The organism is Rhodococcus sp. ACPA4, assembly GCF_002300185.1.
GTDB lineage: Bacteria > Actinomycetota > Actinomycetes > Mycobacteriales > Mycobacteriaceae > Rhodococcus_F > Rhodococcus_F globerula.
Genome location: NZ_NSDY01000001.1, coordinates 2967701 through 2988338, shown reverse-complemented (window position 1 = coordinate 2988338; position 20638 = coordinate 2967701). Strand labels below are relative to the sequence as shown.

At 60.5% G+C, this 20638-nt stretch carries 17 protein-coding genes; 8 read left to right on the top strand and 9 right to left on the bottom strand.

Annotated features, from left to right (window positions below):
- Positions 1-116: 116 nt before the first annotated feature.
- Both CJ178_RS13505 and CJ178_RS13500 read right to left on the bottom strand, forming a co-directional pair.
- Positions 117-1061 (bottom strand): LLM class flavin-dependent oxidoreductase, encoded by a 945-nt coding sequence (locus tag CJ178_RS13505; protein WP_095886912.1) that lies wholly within the window; start codon positions 1059-1061, stop codon positions 117-119.
- The gene (locus CJ178_RS13500; protein WP_095886911.1) at positions 1058-1954 is read right to left on the bottom strand and encodes an aldo/keto reductase; all 897 of its coding nucleotides are present in this window, start codon (positions 1952-1954) and stop codon (positions 1058-1060) included. Before CJ178_RS13500 ends, CJ178_RS13505 begins: the two co-directional genes overlap by 4 nt.
- Positions 1955-2155: 201 nt before the next feature.
- Between CJ178_RS13500 and CJ178_RS13495 the strand changes: the two genes are divergently transcribed.
- The 3 genes from CJ178_RS13495 to CJ178_RS13485 are packed head-to-tail and all read left to right on the top strand — an operon-like array spanning position 2156 to position 4080.
- On the top strand, positions 2156-2980 hold the full coding sequence (locus CJ178_RS13495; RefSeq protein WP_095887968.1) for a TauD/TfdA dioxygenase family protein: 825 nt from the start codon (positions 2156-2158) through the stop codon (positions 2978-2980).
- A 22-nt stretch (positions 2981-3002) separates the two neighbouring features.
- Complete coding sequence (locus CJ178_RS13490; RefSeq protein ID WP_257013129.1) at positions 3003-3650, top strand: PaaI family thioesterase; 648 nt, start codon at positions 3003-3005, stop codon at positions 3648-3650.
- A gap of 58 nt (positions 3651-3708) precedes the next feature.
- Positions 3709-4080 (top strand): nuclear transport factor 2 family protein, encoded by a 372-nt coding sequence (locus CJ178_RS13485; RefSeq protein ID WP_095886909.1) that lies wholly within the window; start codon positions 3709-3711, stop codon positions 4078-4080.
- Between the two features lie 63 nt (positions 4081-4143).
- Here CJ178_RS13485 and CJ178_RS13480 read toward each other — a convergent pair whose 3' ends face one another.
- Both CJ178_RS13480 and CJ178_RS13475 read right to left on the bottom strand, forming a co-directional pair.
- Entirely contained in the window at positions 4144-5736 is a 1593-nt protein-coding gene (locus tag CJ178_RS13480; RefSeq protein WP_095886908.1) for an FAD-dependent oxidoreductase, read from the bottom strand.
- Positions 5737-5889: 153 nt separating this feature from the next.
- The gene (locus CJ178_RS13475) at positions 5890-7098 is read right to left on the bottom strand and encodes an NADH:flavin oxidoreductase (RefSeq protein WP_095886907.1); all 1209 of its coding nucleotides are present in this window, start codon (positions 7096-7098) and stop codon (positions 5890-5892) included.
- Positions 7099-7369: 271 nt separating this feature from the next.
- Here CJ178_RS13475 and CJ178_RS13470 point away from each other — a divergent pair, with 271 nt between their 5' ends.
- A complete protein-coding gene (locus tag CJ178_RS13470) occupies positions 7370-8524 on the top strand; it encodes a Rieske 2Fe-2S domain-containing protein (protein WP_095886906.1) in 1155 nt (384 codons plus the stop codon).
- Between the two features lie 49 nt (positions 8525-8573).
- On the opposite strand, the gene CJ178_RS13465 is transcribed toward CJ178_RS13470, so the two are convergent.
- Positions 8574-9419, bottom strand: a complete 846-nt coding sequence (locus CJ178_RS13465) for an IclR family transcriptional regulator (protein ID WP_245006092.1) — start codon at positions 9417-9419, stop codon at positions 8574-8576.
- Positions 9420-9790: 371 nt separating this feature from the next.
- Here CJ178_RS13465 and CJ178_RS13460 point away from each other — a divergent pair, with 371 nt between their 5' ends.
- The gene (locus tag CJ178_RS13460; protein ID WP_257013127.1) at positions 9791-11371 is read left to right on the top strand and encodes an ABC transporter substrate-binding protein; all 1581 of its coding nucleotides are present in this window, start codon (positions 9791-9793) and stop codon (positions 11369-11371) included.
- Between the two features lie 6 nt (positions 11372-11377).
- Entirely contained in the window at positions 11378-11593 is a 216-nt protein-coding gene (locus tag CJ178_RS13455) for a hypothetical protein (RefSeq protein WP_095886904.1), read from the top strand.
- A 126-nt stretch (positions 11594-11719) separates the two neighbouring features.
- Here CJ178_RS13455 and CJ178_RS13450 read toward each other — a convergent pair whose 3' ends face one another.
- The 4 genes from CJ178_RS13450 to CJ178_RS13435 form a co-directional block, all read right to left on the bottom strand.
- Entirely contained in the window at positions 11720-12838 is a 1119-nt protein-coding gene (locus tag CJ178_RS13450) for a DUF1214 domain-containing protein (protein ID WP_095886903.1), read from the bottom strand.
- A gap of 82 nt (positions 12839-12920) precedes the next feature.
- Complete coding sequence (locus CJ178_RS13445) at positions 12921-14540, bottom strand: ABC transporter substrate-binding protein (protein ID WP_095886902.1); 1620 nt, start codon at positions 14538-14540, stop codon at positions 12921-12923.
- A 403-nt stretch (positions 14541-14943) separates the two neighbouring features.
- Positions 14944-16239 (bottom strand): DUF1214 domain-containing protein, encoded by a 1296-nt coding sequence (locus tag CJ178_RS13440; RefSeq protein WP_143547516.1) that lies wholly within the window; start codon positions 16237-16239, stop codon positions 14944-14946.
- 218 nt (positions 16240-16457) lie between these two features.
- Complete coding sequence (locus CJ178_RS13435) at positions 16458-17381, bottom strand: TauD/TfdA dioxygenase family protein (protein WP_095886900.1); 924 nt, start codon at positions 17379-17381, stop codon at positions 16458-16460.
- Positions 17382-17784: 403 nt separating this feature from the next.
- Between CJ178_RS13435 and CJ178_RS13430 the strand changes: the two genes are divergently transcribed.
- Together CJ178_RS13430 and CJ178_RS13425 are read left to right on the top strand one after the other, a co-directional pair.
- Entirely contained in the window at positions 17785-18384 is a 600-nt protein-coding gene (locus CJ178_RS13430) for a TetR family transcriptional regulator (RefSeq protein ID WP_179300747.1), read from the top strand.
- Between the two features lie 404 nt (positions 18385-18788).
- Positions 18789-20435: an alpha/beta fold hydrolase gene (locus tag CJ178_RS13425; protein WP_095886898.1), complete on the top strand. Its 1647-nt coding sequence runs from the start codon at positions 18789-18791 to the stop codon at positions 20433-20435.
- Positions 20436-20638 lie beyond the last annotated feature (203 nt).

The window sequence follows — 20638 nt, the reverse complement described above, 5'->3', positions numbered from 1 at the left end:
GTTGGCGATCCGTGTGGACGAGACGGATGGAAAGTTTTTTGCCAGCAGCGATATGTCGGTTTTTGTGGCTGCGCCGGTGAGCATTGTTGTTGCGGCAGAGGCGAGGTCGATTCCGATCAGAACTTCTCGTCGATACGGGTGAGGACGTGGCGACAGAACTCACCCATTTCATCCGGATCATCGATAAAGCATGACGGTTTGATCGCAATGAGGTCGCAGCCGTGGTCGACCAGTCTCTCTAGCTGGGCGTCGAGGGTCGCGTCGATGTCGGCAACGCTGTGGTTGTCGGTGAACGACGGTACCAGCCAGCCGGTGATCTCGAGTTCCTCGGATGTGCGTCCGACCTGTTTCATTGCCGTGTCGAGTGCCGTGCGATGCTCGATCTCGAGCGGAAAGCCCAAAAATAGGCCGTCTGCATAAGTTGCGATGCGCTGCAAGAGACTTGGGCGAAGTTCGGTACCTCCGAACCACATCTTGATTCCATCGGCCCGTGGTTTCGGCGCGAAGTACGTATCTGAGAACTGGTAGAACTCGCCGTCGTACGCGGCCGGTGTCTCCTCCCACAATGCATTCCAGATCGCCAGGTGCTCGTCCAACTGTCTTCCGCGGGTGCTGAAATCGATCTGCAGGGAGCGATACTCCTCGTCGTGCCAACTGACACTCGGCAGGACGGTGAAGCGGCCGTTGGTCATCATGTCCATCGTGGCCATCTCCTTGGCCAACAGGATCGGGTGGCGAAGCGGTGCGATCAGCGCAGCCGAGATCAGCCGGATGGTTGATGTCGCACCGGCCATCGCAGCTAGCTTGATGAGCGGAGCCGGCCAGGGAGTGGCAGGATCCTGCATCCCCGGCCTCACGAATTGTCTCGGATTCTCCGGCCTGCCGATCGCTCCGGCGCTGGGACCCATGACCACGTGTTCGCTGACAAAAAGACCTTCGATGCCGGCTTCCTCGGCTACGCGGGCGAATTCGATGTGGCGGTGCTCCTCGGAAGGGTCGAGCAGGGTGAACAATTCGCTCATCGCGAGGATTACCTTCGGCTTCCGGCCGTGAAGATTCATCTGGTTCCTTTTTCCGTTTCGGCTCGGCCTAGCGCGCTGAGCATGTCGAACTCGTTGTCGGTGAGGTCGATACGCGCGGACTCCATGTTTTCTTCGAGGTGCCGCACCGAGGACGTGCCGGGGATAGGGAGAATGGCGCCGGAGCGTCGCAGCAACCACGCGAGGGCGAGTTGGCTGGGACTTCGGTCGTACTTACTCGCGAGAGACGCGAGAATTCCGCCCGGCCGTGCCAGCTTCCCGTATGCCAGTGGGAACCACGGGATGAAGGCCATGCCTTCGGCAGTGCAATAGTCCAGGACGTCTTCGGATGCGCGGTCGGCGAGGTTGAAGCGATTCTGTACTGACACGATCTGTGTAATGGCCGACGCGGCCTTGATCTCGTCGACAGACACTTCGGAGAGTCCGACGTGCCGCACCAACCCTTCGTCCTGCATCGATTTCAGTTCGCCGATCTGGTCCTCCAACGGCACCTGCGGATCGATGCGGTGCAGCTGGAGCAGATCGATACGTTCCAAGCCGAGGTGTCGGAGGTTGAGCAGAGTCTGTTGGCGCAGGTATTCCGGCCGTCCGATCGGTGCCCACTTACCCGCGCCCTGGTTCGACGACCCGACTTTCGAACCGATGACCAGCTCGTCCGGGTATGGGTGCAGCGCGGTGCGAATCAGTTCGTCGGTGACGAAGGGGCCGTAGACGTCGGCAGTGTCGAAGAATGTGACGCCGAGTTCGACGGCTCGGCGCAGCACGCGTAGGGCTTCGTCGCGGTCGCGCCCAGCGCCCCACGCACCGGGGCCGGCGAGGTGCATGGTGCCGTATCCCAGCCGGTTGACTTCGACGTCGCCGCCGAGGATGAACGTGCCCGACGCCGCGCCGGGAGTCACTGTCGTGGTGGTCATGGAACCAGACGCTAATCGCCATTTCGCGCGCGGTCACCATTGTCTCGATCAGCGGGAATGCCCTGGCCGCCAAGTGGAAGTCTCGATCAGCAGGACGGTTGTAGGCAACCAGCGAATTCCGCATATGTTCGTCCTCGAACGAACGGAAATAGCTGGACAGCAATGGAATCCGTACGTTTTCCGTGCGACGAAAGGAATGCGATGACTAGTTCGACCTCGTTGACAGTGATCCAGTCGACCGGCGCTATCGGAGCCGAGATCGGTGGAGTCGACCTGACGAAGCCGCTCGATACAGCGACTGTCGAGAGCATCACCAAGGCACTGCACGAGCACCTGGTGCTGTTCTTTCGCGACCAGTCGATCACCGACTCCCAGCATCGCGACTTCGGTGCGAACTTCGGTACCCTGCAGCACTTCCCGTTCGCGCCCGCCGTCTCTGACGAGATTCCCGAGGTGCATCGCCTCGACAACGACGGCGGCGGAAAGGATCGTGCACCAGACAAATCTGCCGACAACTGGCACAGCGACGCCACCTATATGGAGTTTCCGCCGCTGGGAAGCATCCTGCGAGCAATCCGTTTACCGATCGTGGGCGGAGATACGCTATGGGCCAATATGTACGCTGCCTATGAAGGGCTGTCTTCGCGGATGCAGCGGATGCTTGACGGGATGACCGCGGTCAACGATGCCGCAAAGATTTCGCAGGGAAATCGAGAGGCAGTCCACAAGCGCTTCCCTCCACGTGAGCATCCCGTCGTCCGCACACATCCGGACACCGGGCGAAAGCTGTTGTTCGTCAACAGCCTGTTCACCACCAGACTGGTTGGGTTGTCCGAACGGGAGAATGCGCAAGTGTTGTCTCTGTTGACCGATCACGTTCAGCATCCGGAGTTTCAGGTGCGATTCCGTTGGGAGCCGAACTCGATTGCGTTCTGGGACAACCGCTGTACTCAGCACTACGCCGTACCCGATTACACCGAGCCGCGGCTGATGCGCAGAGTGGTCATCGAGGGAACTCGGCCGTAACAGCCTTGCAGGAGAGAGCATTGTGAACAAGCACCACGAGGTCCTGGATCCGTTGGAAGTCGACGTGTCCGCGCCGCGCGCCGGGCACGTGATCGAGGACGCCGCGGACGCCGCCCGACGGATCATGGATTCGCTGCTGCGGACGGGGAGGAACAACCCGCATCTCGAACAGATCCGCGACCAACTTCACGCGATTGCCGACACTCTCGACGAGTACTCGTCCGGCATCGACGCCTGCCTTGTCGAGATGTGGGCGGGCGACGGAACGAACCGCCACGATCCGGTTTCCGGTACCGAGAACCCGATTGCCCCGCCGTTCCTTTTTCGTGGCAGATCCGACGGATCGATTCGCGGTGAGGCCACGCTCGGGCTGCCGTATCAAGGCCCTCCGGGCATGGTTCACGGTGGCGTCGCGGCACTGGTCCTCGATCACGCACTCGGGTGTGCCAACGGATATGCAGGCACGAGTGGGATGACCGGCTGGCTGAAGGTCCGCTATCACCGGACTACACCGTTGTTCGAACCGCTTGTGGTCACTGCCCGTCAGACGTCCGTCGAGGGGCGAAAGATCCATACCGTGGGCGAGATTGCCGCCGCGGACGGCGGCGTCTGCGTTTCGGCGGAGGGTCTGTTCATCGCGGGCCAGCTCGACCGCCCCCGCAGTCTCTGACGCGCAATTGCGTTTTCGTCGCTATACCTGCATCACCACTCGAAAGGGAAGGTTCACAATGGTTTCGTCCGAAGAACTGCGCGACGTCGTGGAGCGCTACATCCATTTGCTGCAGGAGGGCACCGGTGCGGAGATAGCCTCACTCTATGCCGAAGACGGCAGCGCCGAGGATCCTGTGGGCAGCGCGCCGAAGGTCGGCCGGGCTGCACTCGAGGAATTTTACAACCGGGCCACAGCCATGGAGAACGTCACCGAGGCACGCGTGGTGCGGGTCGCGGGGAACGAGGCCGCCGCGCACTTCAGCGTTATCTCGAAGGCCGGCGACAAGACGTACACGTCCGCGCCGATCGATACGTTCACGTTCAACGAGCGCGGTGAGATCATGCGGATGCGCGCCTATTGGGGCCCGGGAGATATCCAAGTCTCCTGAGGCGAGTGATAACCGAAATGGTCCGGAAGAGATTATCTCCCGGACCATTTCGCTATTTCGTACTCAGCGCGCGGCGGCGATGTGTTTGACTGCTCGGTATCCGAACAGCATCGACAAGCCGATCGGAAGGCCCGGTCCGGGATAGGTGTGCCCGGTCATCGACGCAGTGCTGTTGCCGCAAGCGTAGAGCCCGCCAAGTACACCGCCATTTTTCTTCAGTACTCGGCCATCGGTGTCGATGCGAAGACCGCCCTTGGTTCCGAGGTCCGCGATCACCATGCGTGCGGCGTAATAGGGTCCCTGATCCAGCGGCACCAGTGCCGGGTTGGGGCCGGTTCCGGCAGCGAATGCCAAGTCGTACGGATCCTGGCCGCGGTGAAAGTCCGCGTCTACACCGGTCGACGCCGCGTCGTTGAACCTTGTGACCGTGTCGGCCAGAGCCTGCGGCGGCACATCGATCTTTTCGGCCAATTCGACGACCGAATCCGCACGCACCAAGGTGCCCGCAGCGATGCACCTCTCCGGGGCATCGCCCGGTAACGAGATGGCGGGAAGCTTGCCCCCGTTTCGGGAATCGAAGACGAACCATGCGGGCTCGTGGGGTGTCCCGCCGGAGGTGCTGCCGTCTGCGAGGTTGCCGGCCATTCGCCGTCCTGCCTGGTCGTACGGTGAGGCCTCGTTGCAGAATCGCGTCCCCGAACCGTCGATCATGATTCCTCCGGCGATGCACACGAGTACGGCGGGCCGGCCGTCCGAGAGTTCAATGCCGGGATTCCACCATGCGTCACCCATGAGTTCCGTTGCGGCACCGATGCGGATGCCCGCGGTGATGAGATCTCCGGTGTTGGCGCCGGCCGGTGACATGGTCCAGGCCGCGTCACCGGGGGTATTCGTTGCGGTGCGCAGACCTGCATTGGATTCGTAACCGCCGGCGGCGATCACGACGCCGTGGGTGGCACGGACATGGATCGATCGGCCGTGATGTTCAGCCTGCACCCCGATCACGCGGCCGTCCTGTACGACGAGATCCATGACGGGCGTCTCGGTGCGGAAAGTGACGTTACCGGTGCTTCGTCCAGCGAGGAGCAGACTTGCGATCAGAGCGCGGCCTTGAGTGATCGGTGCTTCGGGGTGAGGCTCATTCGCTCGGTCGAACACCAACGCGGGCCGCAGGAACGGGAGGAACTCTCCTACCTTCTCGTATTCGATAGGTGCTGGCCAGATGGACCGCCCTCCGGTCCGTCGGCCGGGCCGATCGAAGTAGTCCGGAAACTTGTTCCACGTGAAGCTGATGTCCGGGTGAGCTGTCAGAAAGTCGACCAGTGTAGGCCCGGTCTCGAGATACGTCTCGTAGTGGGCTTTCGCCGAGTCGTCGAGTAGGTGGGAGAGGTATTCGCGAGCCAGGTCTATGGAATCGCCCGGATCACCTTCCATCTCGATTTGGTTGCCGGGGAACCATATTGCCGCTCCGGCGTACGTGGTGACGCCTCCGAAAAGAGGTGTTTTCTCGAGGACCAGCGTCCTTAAGCCCTCGACACCCGCCGTGTAGGCCGCAGTGAGTGCGCCACCACCTGACCCGACAACGACGACGTCATACTCTTCGTCCCAAACCTGCTCTGTCGCAGTGTTATCGGTGGGATTTTGGCTAGTTGTCACGGTGCAACTCCAATACGTGTGGTGAGACCAGTTCGCTTGTGTCGAATACGGAAGGCAAGACCGCAGTGGGTGGTGTGGTGAACTTCCGCAATCAGATAGTGCCGCCGGAACCAGATGTGAAGCGAAGCATTCCGGTGATCGAGACCGCGAACACTATCGTTTGTGCACAGTGGGATTCGGAACGCGAAGCACGCAGTGCGTCCCGCCGTAGAAAGCCACCATGCATTTGTTGCAGTGATTGCACAACGATTCGGTGGTCGCGTCCTCGATCAGGTGGTTGACCATGTCCGGATCCCGTAACAGTGCGCGTCCGGCAGCCACGAACTGAAAGCCGGAGTTCATAGCTTCGTCCATGATTTTCTTGTTCGTGATACCGCCGAGAAGTACCAAGGGAAGTGTCAGTTGGGACCGGAACTGCTTGGCGTCGTCGAGTAGATAACCGTCCTTGTATGGGTATTCCTTGAGGAAGTGCTTGCCGACAGTCTGGATTCCGAGTTTGGTGGGCTGGGGCATGACCGCCGCGAACTCGCGCAGTGGGGCATCACCTTTGAAAAGGTACATCGGATTGAACAACGATGAACCTGCGGTGAGTTCGAGCGCGTCCACCGAGCCATCGGCCTCTAACCACTTGGCGACCTGAATGGACTCGTCGAGCCAAAATCCACCCGGCACACCGTCGTCCATGTTGAGCTTCGCAAGAATCGCGATTTTGTCGCCGACCGCGTCGCGGACGGCGCGGGCCGTTTCTCGGGCAAAGCGTGCCCGGTTCTCGAGACTCCCGCCGTAATTGTCCTTGCGTTTGTTCACCTTTGGTGACAGGAACGACGAGATCAGGTAGTTGTGGCCGAAATGCATTTCCACGGCGTCGAATCCGGTCTCGACCGCACGTCGGGCCGCGTTAGCGTGGGCCTCGGTGATGCGAGTGATGTCAGCCACGGTCGCGGGCTTGGAAAAGTTCTGAGTCGTCACACGGAAGGCACGTGAGGGGGCGAGCGCGGGATAACCGATGTGCTTCGATGCCGCAACCGGCCCGGCATGGCCTATCTGCGCGGACACCGCGGCGCCCTCGGCGTGGATGGCGTCGGTGAGTCGGCGCATGCCGGGTGCTGTTTCATCTGTCCACTGCAATTGGCCGGCCGCAGTGCGTCCGTCCGGCGCAACTGCGCAGTACGCCACCGTGGTCATCCCGACACCGCCGGCTGCAGGCTGGCGGTGAAACTCGATGAGTTGGTCCGTGACAACGCCTTGCGGGGTCAACCCCTCGAACGTCGCAGCCTTGATGACACGGTTCCGCAGAGTAAGCGGGCCCAGTTTGCCGGGCGACAAGACATCGATTTTTGGTTTTCCGGTGCGGGTGTTCATGACGTGCCTCCAGCATTGGTCGATTCGGTTCCGGCCGGCGCGGTCCCGGGCAGACCGCAAAGACAGGAGGCTAATCGTCGAATTGGGCTCTTCCGGAACAGTCTCGCTCAGCGATATCGGCCGGTCCTTCAGCTGGTCACGGTGGTCTCGATTATCGAGACGAATTCGGGAAGAGTCTCTGCCGCAATTACAGTCCCGATACTGCAGCACGGGGCGGACATCACCGCACCGTTGTTGCGAATCACCCGAACTGCTGAGAGGACAACAGCGCGTGACTTCGACACAGATCGACGAAACCGAGATCCGCATTATCGACGATGGAGCGGCCCCCACACGGTTTGCCCGCGGCTGGCATTGCCTGGGTCTTGCCGATAGTTTCAGGGGTGGAAAGCCGCACCCTGTAGAAGCATTCGGGACCAAGCTGGTCGTTTTCGCAGACAGCGCCGGCACCCTGAAGATCCTGGACTCGTACTGCCGCCATATGGGCGGAGATCTGTCTCAGGGAGCCATCAAGGGTGACACGGTGGCCTGTCCGTTCCACGATTGGCGTTGGGGCGGCGACGGCCGTTGTAAGGACATCCCGTACGCCCGCCGGGTGCCGCCGCTAGCACGGACACGGTCGTGGGTGGCGATGGAACAGGACGATCTATTGTTCGTCTGGAACGATCCCGAAGGCAATCCGCCGCCGCCGGAGGTGGCTGTCCCTGTGATGAGGACTGCGGACGCAGAGTGGACCGAGTGGGTGTGGAAGTCGCTGACGATAGACACCAACTGCCGCGAGATCATCGACAATGTGGTCGACATGGCCCACTTCTTCTATGTTCATCTCTCGTTCCCCGTCTACTTCAAGAACGTATTCGAAAATCATGTTGCCGTACAGTATTTCGAGGGCCGCTCCCGCGAGGATGTGCGACCGAAGGTGGCCGACGGCAGCAAACCGAACCTGGTCGCCAGTCACTCGACAGCGGCCTATTACGGACCGTCGTTCATGATCGACGAACTCGACTACGAGTACGACACGATGACTCTCAACTCGGTGCTCGCCACGTGCCACTATCCGGTGAGTGCGAACAAGTTCGTGCTGATGTACGGGGTGACGGTGAAGAAGACCCCCGAATTGCTCGGTGACGAGGCTGTCGAGTTGGCCAGGAACCACTCGACGTTCATCTCTCAGGGTTTCGAGCAGGACGTCGCGATTTGGAAGAACAAAACCCGGATCAACAATCCATTGCTCTCCGCCGAGGACGGTCCGGTCTACCAGTTGCGTCGGTGGTACGAGCAGTTCTACGTCGACGTCGCCGACATTACGCCGGACATGGTCGCGCGGTTCGAATTCGAGATGGACACCAGTAAGGCTGTCGAGTCCTGGACGAAGGAAGTGCAGGCCAACATTGTTCGGCAGGTGGCCGAGAACCCCGTAGGTTGAACAGCTTCGGATCCGCGGCGGTGGAAAATGTTTCCACCTCCGCGGGTTGTCAGTCGGACGCCTGAGCAGTGGTGGCGTCCGGAAACAGTTTGCGGGAGATGCGGTTGGCCACATCGCGCACTAGCGGCCACGCGCGATGCAATGCGTCTAAGTTCTGGCCGCCACACAGGCAGATTGCAGCGACAGGTCCGTGAGGTCCGCGGACAGCGGCAGCGATACTCGGCAGGGCCTGTCCGGTGAGCCTCTCCGAGCTTGCCCCCGACTCGAAGGACAGGCCCTGCCGCTGACGGATCCGGTTGAGTTCCGCGTGCAAGCTCCTCATGTCCCAGCCTGCGTTTCCACCGACGCGAGCGAATCGGCGTCGAAGGTGACGGTCGACCTGCTCGGCGGGGAGACAGGCCAGCATTGCGCGACCACCGGTCGTGTGATGCGCGGGAACGCGGTGGCCGACTTTGATCTGGAGTTCGCTGGCATAGTGCCCCCCGATTTTGTCGACGAAGACCTCGCTGCCGTTGTCCCATACCGCAAGGTGAACAACCATGCCGGTGCGGAGGTACAGCTGATGCAGGAGATCGGCAGCGGCCGCACGAATTTCATTTTGAAATGCGGCCTTCCGTTCGACATCGTCGACTGTGCGTTTGCCGAGACCGAGGGGTCCGAGGCGGTAGCCGTCGGGACCGTGGTCAATCCATTCGGCCTGGACCATCTGATCGAGGATCCGATGAGTGCTCGATCGGGGCAAGTTGGTGCGACGGGCTACTTCTTCCAAACTCAACAGCGCCGATTGGTCATCGAACACACTGAGGATCAGAGTCATGCGGGCAATCATCGACGGCGGCGTAGGGGGGCCGTCGGCTTTCGACGCAGTTGTGATGCTGCGGGCGCCGCCGGGCATGTTGCCTCCAAATGGATCCGTGGATTCGGTCAGTGATGTGGCCGGTATTAAGTTTTCAGCTTAAGGGAGCCGTCTTTGCGCCGCTGGACCCCTGCAAGCTCCATCGGGTGTGGCCGGCGTCGCCGGACTTCGGAACATCCACGGCTGGAAGATATCTGGGACAGTGGTGGGATTCAGACGAAGTCTCGCTGGCCGGGACAATCTCAGTCGCACCCGGATTCCCGCAGACAATTGCCGCACTGTCGCCAGAGATATTCCCGGTGCTCCGCTCTCACGTCGAGCACCGGTTCCCACGCGCGACACCCGTCGAATCTTGGAGGTTGAGAATGGCTCGTTCGAGGTTTTCGGTGTTTTTCGGTGTAGGCAGGGTGGTGACCGGTTTAGTGGTCGGCAGTTTGCTTCTCACGTCATGCGCCGGCGGCGACGGCAACGCCACCGAGTCGGGTAGTTCGGCCCGGCCGTCGACGGTGCAAAACGGAATTGTCGGGCGACCGATGGCAGCTGGAGACCCAGTGCCGGGAGGCACATTGACCTATGCCGGGTACGCGTTCGTCACAGGATTCGATCCAGCGAAGTCTCAGGCATCGGGCGCGACCGGCGGAACAGAAATGGCTGCGATCTACGACCTTCTGATGAGGTACGACATCGAGTCCGGGGAGTTCGTGCCGCAGCTCGCGCAGTCGCTCGAACCCAGTGACGAATTACGTACGTGGACCCTCACCTTGCGTGAGGGGGTCACGTTCAGCGACGGCACGCCGTTGACGTCGGAGGCGGTAGTGGCCAGCATCGATCGATACAACGCGAACAAGGGCCCGAATGCGCAGGTGTGGACGAGCAGTGTTGCCGGTATGCAGACGCCGGACCCGGGTACGGTCGTATTTTCACTGCAACAGTCCTGGTCCGAGTTTCCCGCGATGCTGGCCGGTGGACACGGCATGATCGTGGCTCCGACAGCCACAGTGGGAGGCAGTCTGGAACCTGTCGGAGCCGGACCGTTCACCGTCAAACGGTTCGTACCGAACGAGGAACTATTGCTCGCGCGGCGCGGCGACTACTGGGACGGAGCACCGAACCTTGAGTTGCTGCGCTTCGTTCCGATTATCGGGGACCAAGCGAAACTTGACGCGTTGCGATCCGGTGATGTCCAGGCTACCTACCTGCGGGGTGCTGAGTTGGTGGACCAAATGCGCTCGACCGAGCAACCGGGCTATATCGACACTTCGAGTTTGGGAAGCGTCGTGCTGATCAACAATCGTCCCGGGCGTCCGGGCTCGGACATTCGGGTCCGGCAGGCTATGGCATATGCCACCAGCACCGAAACGTTCAACCAGCGTGTGCTGGCGGGGAAGGGCCTACCCGGCGCGGAGATTTTCCAACCATGGTCGCAGTGGCACAGTGACGTGAGTCCGGTCGGTGTCGACCCAGAAAAAGCCAAGGAGCTACTCGATGCCGCGAAGAAGGACGGATTCGACGGCAATGTCACATTTGTGGGCCTCAACGACCCCACTGCACAGCAATCGGCATTGACAGTGCAGGCGATGCTGCAGTCGGTCGGCTTCAACGTGACAATCGAATACCAGAACAGTACGGCCGACCTTGTGAAAAAGATGTATGCGCAGCATGATTTCGATCTCGCATACGGGGCGTTCAACCTCTTCGAATCGGCGCCGTTCATCAGGCTCTACAGTTCGATGCAGTCGACGTCGACCAACAACGCGCTCGGATACGCGGACCCTCGGATGGACGCCGCTCTCGCGGCCGTCCAGTCCGCACGAGGTGATGCCGAGAAGCGAGCGGCACTCACCGACGTGCAGACACTGGTGAACGAGACGACCCCGTTTCTCACCCTTGGGGCCTTGTCCAGCTTCATCCCGTGGCAGGCGAACGTGCACGGGGTACAGCCGAGTCTGGACGCGATCCTGCTCTTCGATAAAGCGTGGATCGATTCCTGACCGTGGATGGGTGACCGAATTCCGAAGCCGCGTCACCTCGTCTACAACTACGTGCGCAACGAACGGTTCACTCTGCTGCCGGGGCTGGTGGAGATCGATCCGATCGACCACGACATGACCGAGGACTTGCGAGAGCGGATCGAACGGCGTCATCAGGCGCGTCAGGCTTACGCGTTCGTTCCGCACGAGGCACTGTCACTACCGGCAACGCGCGCCCCTTGAATGACTGCGCCGCCGCTCTGGTCATCATGTCCGATACCGAGTGTCATCGGGAGTTCCATCTCGCGTTTGTGATGCGATGTATCGCCGGGCCAGCCGGCCGCGCCGACCCGGCGGAAACGGACCCTCCTACTCCTGTCCCGAGTCCTTTGTCAGGCAGATGAGTTCAATCGTCGTCACGGGTAATTCGTTGTGGCAGCGCGCGAATCGGAACGCCATTGTGCCTTCGTCGTGCCCGAGCGTCTCTATCCAGGTCGCGCCAGGAATCTTGGGATCATCATGAGCCAGAACTAATTCGATCCGCCCGGTTTCGTCAGGTTCGGTATCGAAACTTGTGGCGAAGACGCGGTTGCCGAAGCGCCATTCGAGGGACTCCATCCAGTAGTTCATCGGGACGAAGCTCCAGTAGGCTCCCGTAGGTGGTGTGAACGAGATACGTAGCGCATACCCCTCCGGCACCGCCCAGTAGCCGTTCATGTATTTGTGTCCGGCCGGGGTAAAGATGTCGCCCGAATCGTGCATGGGGCTGAGGGCGTTGAACTTCTCGGTCTTGGTTGTCCCCACCCACTGTGCCCAAGTTCGGGTGTTGAACCACGCGAACTGCGCGGCGCGCTCGAGTCCGGTGGCCAAGGCATCAGCGGTGAGGGGAGGTGGATTTACGGGCCCGCCGATTCTTCGAATGGACAATGGCCGCGGCCTGTCGACGCGAGGATCACGGAGATATCGCCTAACCGAAAGGACACTGGCGTCTGTATCGAGTTTTACCCCGTTGCGTCCTTCATGCCCGGCGGCAACTGTGAGCGTGAAGTTGCCGTCCGTCGTGGTGTCGATCTCGGCTTCTGTGATCGCATCGATGAGACGTCGCGGTGTTTTGTTGGTGCCACTCAAATCGCCTGAGTAGACGGTGAGTTCGATGAGTTCCGTCTCGGCCATGCTTCCCGTGACGATGTACTGGTACTTCGACGACACGGGGCTCGAGTCGTATAGCTGAGCAGGGCTGTCTCCCGCGAACTTTCGCACTCCGGCTCGGGTTTTCTGCTGGAAGTCCGGGTAGGCGGGGTCGGTATACTCGATGAATTGCTCGATCCCGATCGTCAGATATCGCAGGAACAGTCGGTTGCCCTCGGCGGCGTCGATCGCATTGTCGGGCATCGGCAGTTGTGCGAATCTTTCGGGGAAGTCCCTGATCATGTCGGCGAGGTAGGTGAATGCTTCTGCAGGAACGCTAGCCTGCGCAGGCAGCGTCATGACGCAGTCCGGTATGGTGCGCGCGGCGAGGCGCAATTATCGAACGTCGAAGCCGGCATTGTGCTGTTGGCCTCCAACAGGATCACTCCTTCCACGCTTCGTCGAAGAACATGATTCCGTCGATGCTCTGCTGGAGGCCGTGCACGTTCTTGTTCCACACGTCCAGCGTGGGGACATTGCCCCAAATCTGCCAGGGGACAGTGTCTGTGGCGCGTTGCTGGATCTCGGCGAGGACGGTTTTCTTGTCCTCGTCGGTGGTAGCGACTCCGAGTTCATCGAGTAGGACATCCATTTGGGGATCCGAGTAACCGGTGGCGTTGTTGCGGCCACCTGTCTTGAGATTGGTATACAGGCGTTCAAAAGGATCGGCCTCGGACAGGCTGAGCGCGCCGGTTCCCATGTCGTAGTCGTGATCCACCAAGACGCGCTTAGTGACGTCGCTTGCGCTGGTGACGTATTCGATTTGTACATCGAATCCGACTGCGTTGAGCATTGCCTGCACAGCAAGGGCTGTTGCCTGCGAGGACGGCTCCTGGATGGAGAGGAAGGTGACTTTGCCGTCGTAGCCGTCTGCCTTGGCCTGATCGAGCAGTTCCTTGGCCTTGGCCGGATCCACACCGATTGGGGCGACGTCGTTGTGCCAGCGGGAGGTGTCCTGGAAGATTTCCTGGCCGGGCAGGCCGTTGCCGTTGTTGACGCGGGTGTTGAGCGTTTCGGGGTCGATGGCCAGTGCCATTGCCTGGCGCACACGAAGGTCCGAGCCGGGGCGACCTTCTGCCATGTTGACGTTTGCGATGTAGCCGAGCGACGGGATGTCGATGAATCCCGGGTAGCCGGACTCGATCAGATCGAGGATCGGGGTGAGTGTGCGCATGTATGCCGCGTCGATGCCACCGGTCTTGAGGGCCTCGGCGGTGGGCTGAGCTCCGACGATGCTGATGAGCTTGAGCTTGTCGATATTCGGTGCGCCGCCGTGGTAGTCAGGCCGTGCTGCGAGCAGCAGTTCCTCGTTGGGAGTGAACTTTTCGAGGGTGAATGCGCCGGCGCCGATCGGGGTGAACTGATCACCCTGCTGCGCAGCCGGAGCGACGATCATTCCGGGTCCGGTCGAGAGCATCGACTGAATGCCGGTCCACGGATCGATGAGGTTGAAGATGACCGTCGACGCGTCCGGAGCGTCCATGGAGGCGACCTTGGCTGCCCAGAGGCTGGACTGCGGTCCCTTGTTGTTGACGTAACGGTTGATGCTGTCGACAACTGCCTTGGAATCGAGACCTGTTCCGTCGCTGAACTTGACGCCGTCACGAAGCTTCAGCGTCCAGGTCTTGCTGTCGCTGCTGGGCTCGAGGGACTGTGCCAACTGCGGAACGAATGTCTTCTCGATAGGGTCGTAGCGCATCAGCGAGTCGTAGATCGCTCCGAGTTCACTGCCGCCGACGGCTCCGGCAACCTGAGACTTCGCCGGATCAAGTGTCGTCACCGAGGAGAAGCCGCTGAACGTCAAGGTTCCACCCTTGTTGGGCGTGCCGGGCTCTGTTTGTTCGTTGACCATGCCGATCTCGAGCGCGGAACCTGAATCTGCGGATTCCCCTGCACCGCCGTTTGATTCGCTGTTTGCGCACGAAGCGAGCAACATGCTTGCGGTGATCGCCAGGGTAGCCGCCGTCAATCTGCGCGGACGGCGAAGGGAGCTACGAGTCATTGGGACGCCTCCAAATGGAAGGATGAGTGAAATCTTCAGCGAAGATTCCCTATTGTGTGATGTGCACCATGGTGGCGGTTGAGTTGTCCCGCTGACCGGAACCTGGCGGACAGCCGGGTTCTGTTGCGAGCACGCAAATTTCGGGCTGCATTCGTGTATCGCCTGTGAGACAAGTTCTGTTGCCCGCTGCAGTTGTTGATCATGAGATCTATGTGACGATCAAGGAATGTGTTTGTGGAAGTGATCGGCCAATATGCGCAGTTCCCAAGGCGGGGAACGACAATAGCTCAACGGTCCACTTCGACCGACACATCGATGTCGGACGTGCCGCTCATAGTGAGGAACGTTCCATCGAAATCGATATCGGTCGATCTTGGGCTATTTTCCTTAGCCTGCAAGTGCGTTAGTCGGTGTATCGACGCAAGAAGTTGCTGGCTCTGAAGGTCTGCTGGTGTTCACGTTGCTGCGCGGTGATGAAGGAAGTACCTGCCGGTAGACGCTCTCTGAGTTGATCCAGTTTGACAACCTCGGAGCGCCGGATGGCCAACTCGACGGGGGCGTTGACTGGCAGGGATTGCCAGCGGACTGCAACCATTCCCGAGTTGTGCCCTTCGGGGTCGAGCCAATTGTAGGCGCCGGGATCCTCACGGGAAATGACAAACGAGTACGTACCATTCGGATTAGGCTCTGCCTGAACGGTATTCAAGCTACTTGTTCGATCGATGTACTCGTACGCCACTCCCCACGGGTCGGAGAGTTGAATGCCGAGGGACGCAGCACCCAGTGGATCGACGGTGACAACCAACGCTTCTCCATCGTTCACGTCGAACCATCCCCCCGTCGAGAGTCCGCGACCTGCGGGACGCTGACGCGCCGGGCGCACGTAATTTGTTGCCTCGCTATAGAAATACTTGTTGAAGTAGTCGAGCCAGAACGGCGCCATCTGCGTCAGCAACTCTACCGAACGTGTAGTGAGCTGTTCCAAGCTTCGCGGTTCGCGAGCCGCAGGACCTGAAGTCCGAACCAGATCGAGGCGGACAACATTCTCCGTTGACCAGTCGTCGAGGAGGTCCCGGATAATCAAGAACGAATCTTGCTTTGCAGGGATCCGGATGTGGTTGGTCCGCCCGTTGGCGGGCTGGGCGTCCAGAGTGATGACAAAAGACCCGTCCGCTTCGACCGCGATGTCGTCGCTGTGCAACCCTGCGAGTTGTATGCCGCCCTCGGCGGTGAGGGAGGTGGTCCCAGGGATGGCGTCGCGCAGCTCGAAGTGTTGCTCAGTAGGTCTCGGGTAGTTGATCTTCCCGCGGATCTCATATGTCGAGGACCCTGATACCGCTGTGTGCCGGTAAACGTTGTCCGGGTTCTCGATTCCGAAACCGGACCTGGGGGAACTCAGTCCTTGAAACTCGTGTGGAGCGGTTACGCCCCACATGAGCATCGGAATTTCCGGGTCCGAGCAGATGGCATATTGGGTCGCTGCGGTGGCCAGTGAATGGGCAGCTCTGCCGATCGTCGCTTGTCCGGCCGGTGTCGAGCCCTGGGGGTCGGCCGAGTAGAGCATTTCGACGCTTCTTATCGCTGTGCGGAAGGTGTCTGTTTCCAAAATTCTTCGGGTCAGTTCTTCGCCGTCGCGTTGTACTGTTGTAGCGAGGGCGCCTACATAGTTGACGTCAATTGATGTTTCCATTCGTTCCATCTGGAATTCACCTCTTTCCGGCTGTTGTCTGGCAGCGCATTTGGCTTAAATCTGTTGCAGCTCAAGGACGTCGACCTGTTCCCGACAGGCTCGTGACCGGTGGTTTACAAGTTCGGACGATATCTCGGGGCAAGGTGTACCGTGCATCTCGGCACGGTCCGACCTCGCGCCCGCAATTGAGACATTGTGCGGTGTCCGCCTGAAAGGGTGAATCGTTGTCAGGCGAAGGTTCCTTCAAACAAGGGTTCCGACGCTCCGTCAGGGCGGTAGAAGGGCCGCCCTCCTTCGACCGTGCAGCGGCGCATCAGCCGGTACTGAGGGTAGTGATCCGAAAGCGCGCGGTGATTCGTGCAGCGCTCATCCCAAATCGCGACGTCGCCCGCTCGCCAACGCCACCGAACCGCATAATTCGGATTATTGACGAGATTGCCCAGGTAACCGAGAAGTGCATCGCTCTCCGGCCTGTGCATGCCCACAAGGTGATCGATGAAGGAGCTCAGGAACAAGGCTTGACGCCCAGTCTCTTCGTGGGTACGGACGAACGGAAGAACCGCGCCCTGAAGATTCTGCCGGATCACCTGCTCGGATTCAGCTCCGTACATGGCCACATTTGCCTGAATAAAGTGGTCGGAGGGCTTATGCAATGCGCGCAAGTCCTGGCACACTCGCTTCATTTCGTCAGACAGACTGTCGTAGACGGCGTACAGACTGGCCCAGAGGGTATCGCCTCCCACTGCGGGGATATCGAGCGCGTAGAGGATGGCCAGGTTAGGTGGCTCCGGCCAGTAGGTGAGATCCGTATGGAATCCGTCTGCAAGCGGCGGCTTTTTCGCGTTGTTTTCGACGGAATGTAAGACTGTTTCGTCGCCGTGGAGTTTCGCTACCGGGTTAGCCATCGGAGTGCCCCACCGATTTGCGAGGTCGACGTGATCCACTTCCGACAAGTTTTGATCGCGGAGAAAGATCACGTGATGCTTCAGTAAGGTCTGGTGCAGTTCGTCGAACTCGTCTTCGTTGAGGGCGTTGAGGCTGACCCCTTCTACGAGTGCTCCAATGTTGGCACTTAGTGGTGTGATGCGCATGCGCCGGCTCTCGTGTACATCGGGGGCTTGAGAATCGACGGCAAGATTAGATGAACCCATTTCTTTACCTCTCTTGGGGATCGGCCGAATTCAGGTGCTGAGTTACAGCGTCCGCGTCTGGTGATACATGCGGTTGATCAGAAATTGGATCACTTTGGCGCGCAGTCCTTTTCGTGGCGATGCGCATCGGTACATAGGTCATTGCCGGCGCTCGCTCTGTGGCAAGCCAGGCAGTGACCAAGTCTGTAGTGTCGGCGCCCTTCAGGCACGTTGTGTGGGGTTGTCCTGAAGTTGTGGAGGCCTCGACTACGTGAAAATCATAAGTCAACTACCAAATGTTAGTCAACTACCACTTTTTTATTCACTCTCAAACCGCGCCACTGGTCCACGAAATTGGCTGATGCTGTCTGTGACGCCGCGTGTGTGGCAGGTCCGGGGCAGTCCACCGTACGCTGAGGTCACTATGGGTTTACGAGAACGCAAGAAGCTTGCTACGCGGCATCGCCTTGTTGATGTCGCCTTAGAGCGGTTCGCTGAAAATGGTTACGACGTAACCACGGTCGAGGAAATCGCCAACGACGCCGAGGTGTCGGTAACCACCTTCTTTCGCTACTTTCGGTCGAAGGAGGAAGTCCTTTTCATCGACGCCGAATGGACGGTCCCTGACTTCTGTGCCGCGCTCGAGGCGCGCCCGACGCACGAGCCGGACCTCGAGGCGATCCACCAGGTGTTACGCATGTTTCGTGTGCGCGAGGTGCACGGGGATGAGCGTCAGCGCCGCCTGCGTCAGCACCGCGTGGTTGCTGACACTCCCGTGTTGCGTGGGCGTGCCCACTTGGTCGCTCAACGATGGCAGCGCGAGGTCGCAGCTGTCCTGGCGAAACGACCAGGTACCTTCCCTGGCAACCGGAACGTTCGACTCACTGCCGCAATTGCTTTCACCATCGTGAGCTTTGCCGACGACGAGTGGTGCGCGCACGAGGGAGCTGTCAACTGGCTCACCATCCTCGACGAAGCCTTCGACTCCCATGCGGCACTCACTCCGAGCGGCCTCGACCCTTGATCGTGCACATACTTCGACTCGCGCGGCGGCATACACCATCATCAGCCGCTGTGGCGTGCGGCGATCATCGCACATTGCCGCTGGCGTGGCCGCCGCGTCGCAATGCGCATCGCCCGCGAAACGGGCCGTTGGCCTTTGCGCACCGTCACCGATCCGTGGTTTTCACAGTTGGGCCAGTGCGCCAGCGTTATTGCGCGTTCTGCGCGTCGTTTGGCGAGATGGTTTCGCGGGCAGAGTGATTCGATCGAGCACGTGGCTATGTCGGCGACAGCAGCGTAGGAATCGGTGCCTACACCTTCGAGGGTGACTCCTGAATTCAGTGGTGCGTCTGAAATACTGGCAGCGAAGCGGCGGGGTGGGTGCCACCGCCGTTACGGCACTGACTACGAGGGGGCTGCGAGAGTATGTCGGGGATTGACAGGAATTTGCATTTGATGCGGCGCAAAGAAACTACGTTCTCACGGCGCAGTCGATTCGTGACTCTTGCCGTCGGCGTCACCGCGGTGATCTCCGTCGGAGTCGCACCTATTGCCGCCGCGGAGCCGGTACCGAGTGGAGATCTTCGTTGGGAGTCCTGCCCGGCCGAATACGAGCTTGATCCGGCATCCGATCAGTGTGCTTCGGTCACCGTTCCCCGCAACTACGCAGAACCTGACGCCAGCACGATCGACGTGCTCGTAACCCGTCACCGCGCCGAAGATCCGGGCTCGCGCAAAGGCGTGCTGTTCACCAATCCCGGAGGACCTGGTGGAGACGCGATCGGCTCGAACAGAATGTTCGTCGACGTCCTGCCCGACGCGATTCGCGCACAGTGGGACGTGATCGGAGTTCAACCGCGCGGACTCCCGTACGCCGGCGCGCTTTCGTGCGCAGTGGGCCCTGAGTTGGCGACGGCGGCAGGCTTCGGTTTCGGTGGGGCTGCGGCACGAAATGCATGCGAGGCGGGTGCGCCGGGCGCCACTGCGCACCTGACTACCGAGAACACGGCGAGGGACTGGGAGCAGGTCCGCGTTGCGCTCGGCGAGGATGTCATCGACATTTACGGTCTGTCCTACGGCACAATTCTCGGATCCACGTACGCGACGCTTTTCCCGCAGCACACCGGTCGCATGGTTCTCGATTCCGCGGTCGACCAAAATTGGTTGTGGAACGACGTGTTGTGGCAGCAGAACGACGGCTACAAAGCTCGCTTCTACGACCTCATGGATTGGATCGCCGCCAACAACGACACCTACGGGCTTGGTGAGACTCCGCTCAAGGTCTACCAGCGATGGTCAGACCGGATTGTCGCGGAGGCCGGTGGTAACCCGACGCTTGCGCCGCCGCCTTCGCAAATCGGTGACGTACCGCCCGGCCTCGAAGCACTCGCGAATGCCTACCGCAGCGGGGTCGATCTGACTGGGCCGGCGCGCGTTCAGTTCGAGGCATTCATTCGGGGACTCGCCGATCCGTCGCACACGCAAATGTCGTCGAGTATCTACGTGATGACGCGGCAGGTGCTTCCAGCTCGGAACAGTTGGCCGCTCATGGCCCGGGTAGTCCGCGACGGTGTCGACGCGATTCCCAGTGGTGCTGGGATGAACGACATATCGGAGCTGGAGTTGGAGCGAATTGCTCAGTCCCAGATGATGCAATCACTGATGTTGTGTAACGAGAACAGTGTCGCGGATCGGCCGGATCGTATCCCGGGTTGGCTCTTCTCGACCTTCATCACCGGAGATCTCTTCGAGCTCATCGGGTATGGCTACAGTGCCGGGACCTTCTGCGCCGGTGCGCCGCCCGTAACCGCGTTGCCCGAGCTGAGCAACCGGGGGCTGGCGACGGCGCCGCTCGTTCTGCAGGGGCTGCGCGACCCGCAGACGCCCTATCAGGGTGGGGTGCAGCTAGCCCGCGACATGGGGGCGAACCTGGTCACCGTGGAAGGCGGCGATCACGGCGCCGGCATCCAGGGCGGCAACGCGGTGATCGATCAGGCCGTCACCGAATACCTCGAGACGGGGCGTACCTCCGTCACGCATGCGCCCGAGGCCCCGATCACTGCACCCCTGTAGGTAGGTAGCCGGAAGAAGTGGCGCCTCCGACCGGCACCGAACATGTCCTCAGGTCAGGCCCTCGCTGGAAGGCGAGGGCCTGACCTGTCCAACGAGAAAATGACATGTCGACTGTTCCGGGTTCGTTGGACCTTGGGCCGCAACGCAACATCGCGGAGATCGGTGTCCGGAACGGACACGGGGGCATGTCGCCCCCGGAGACT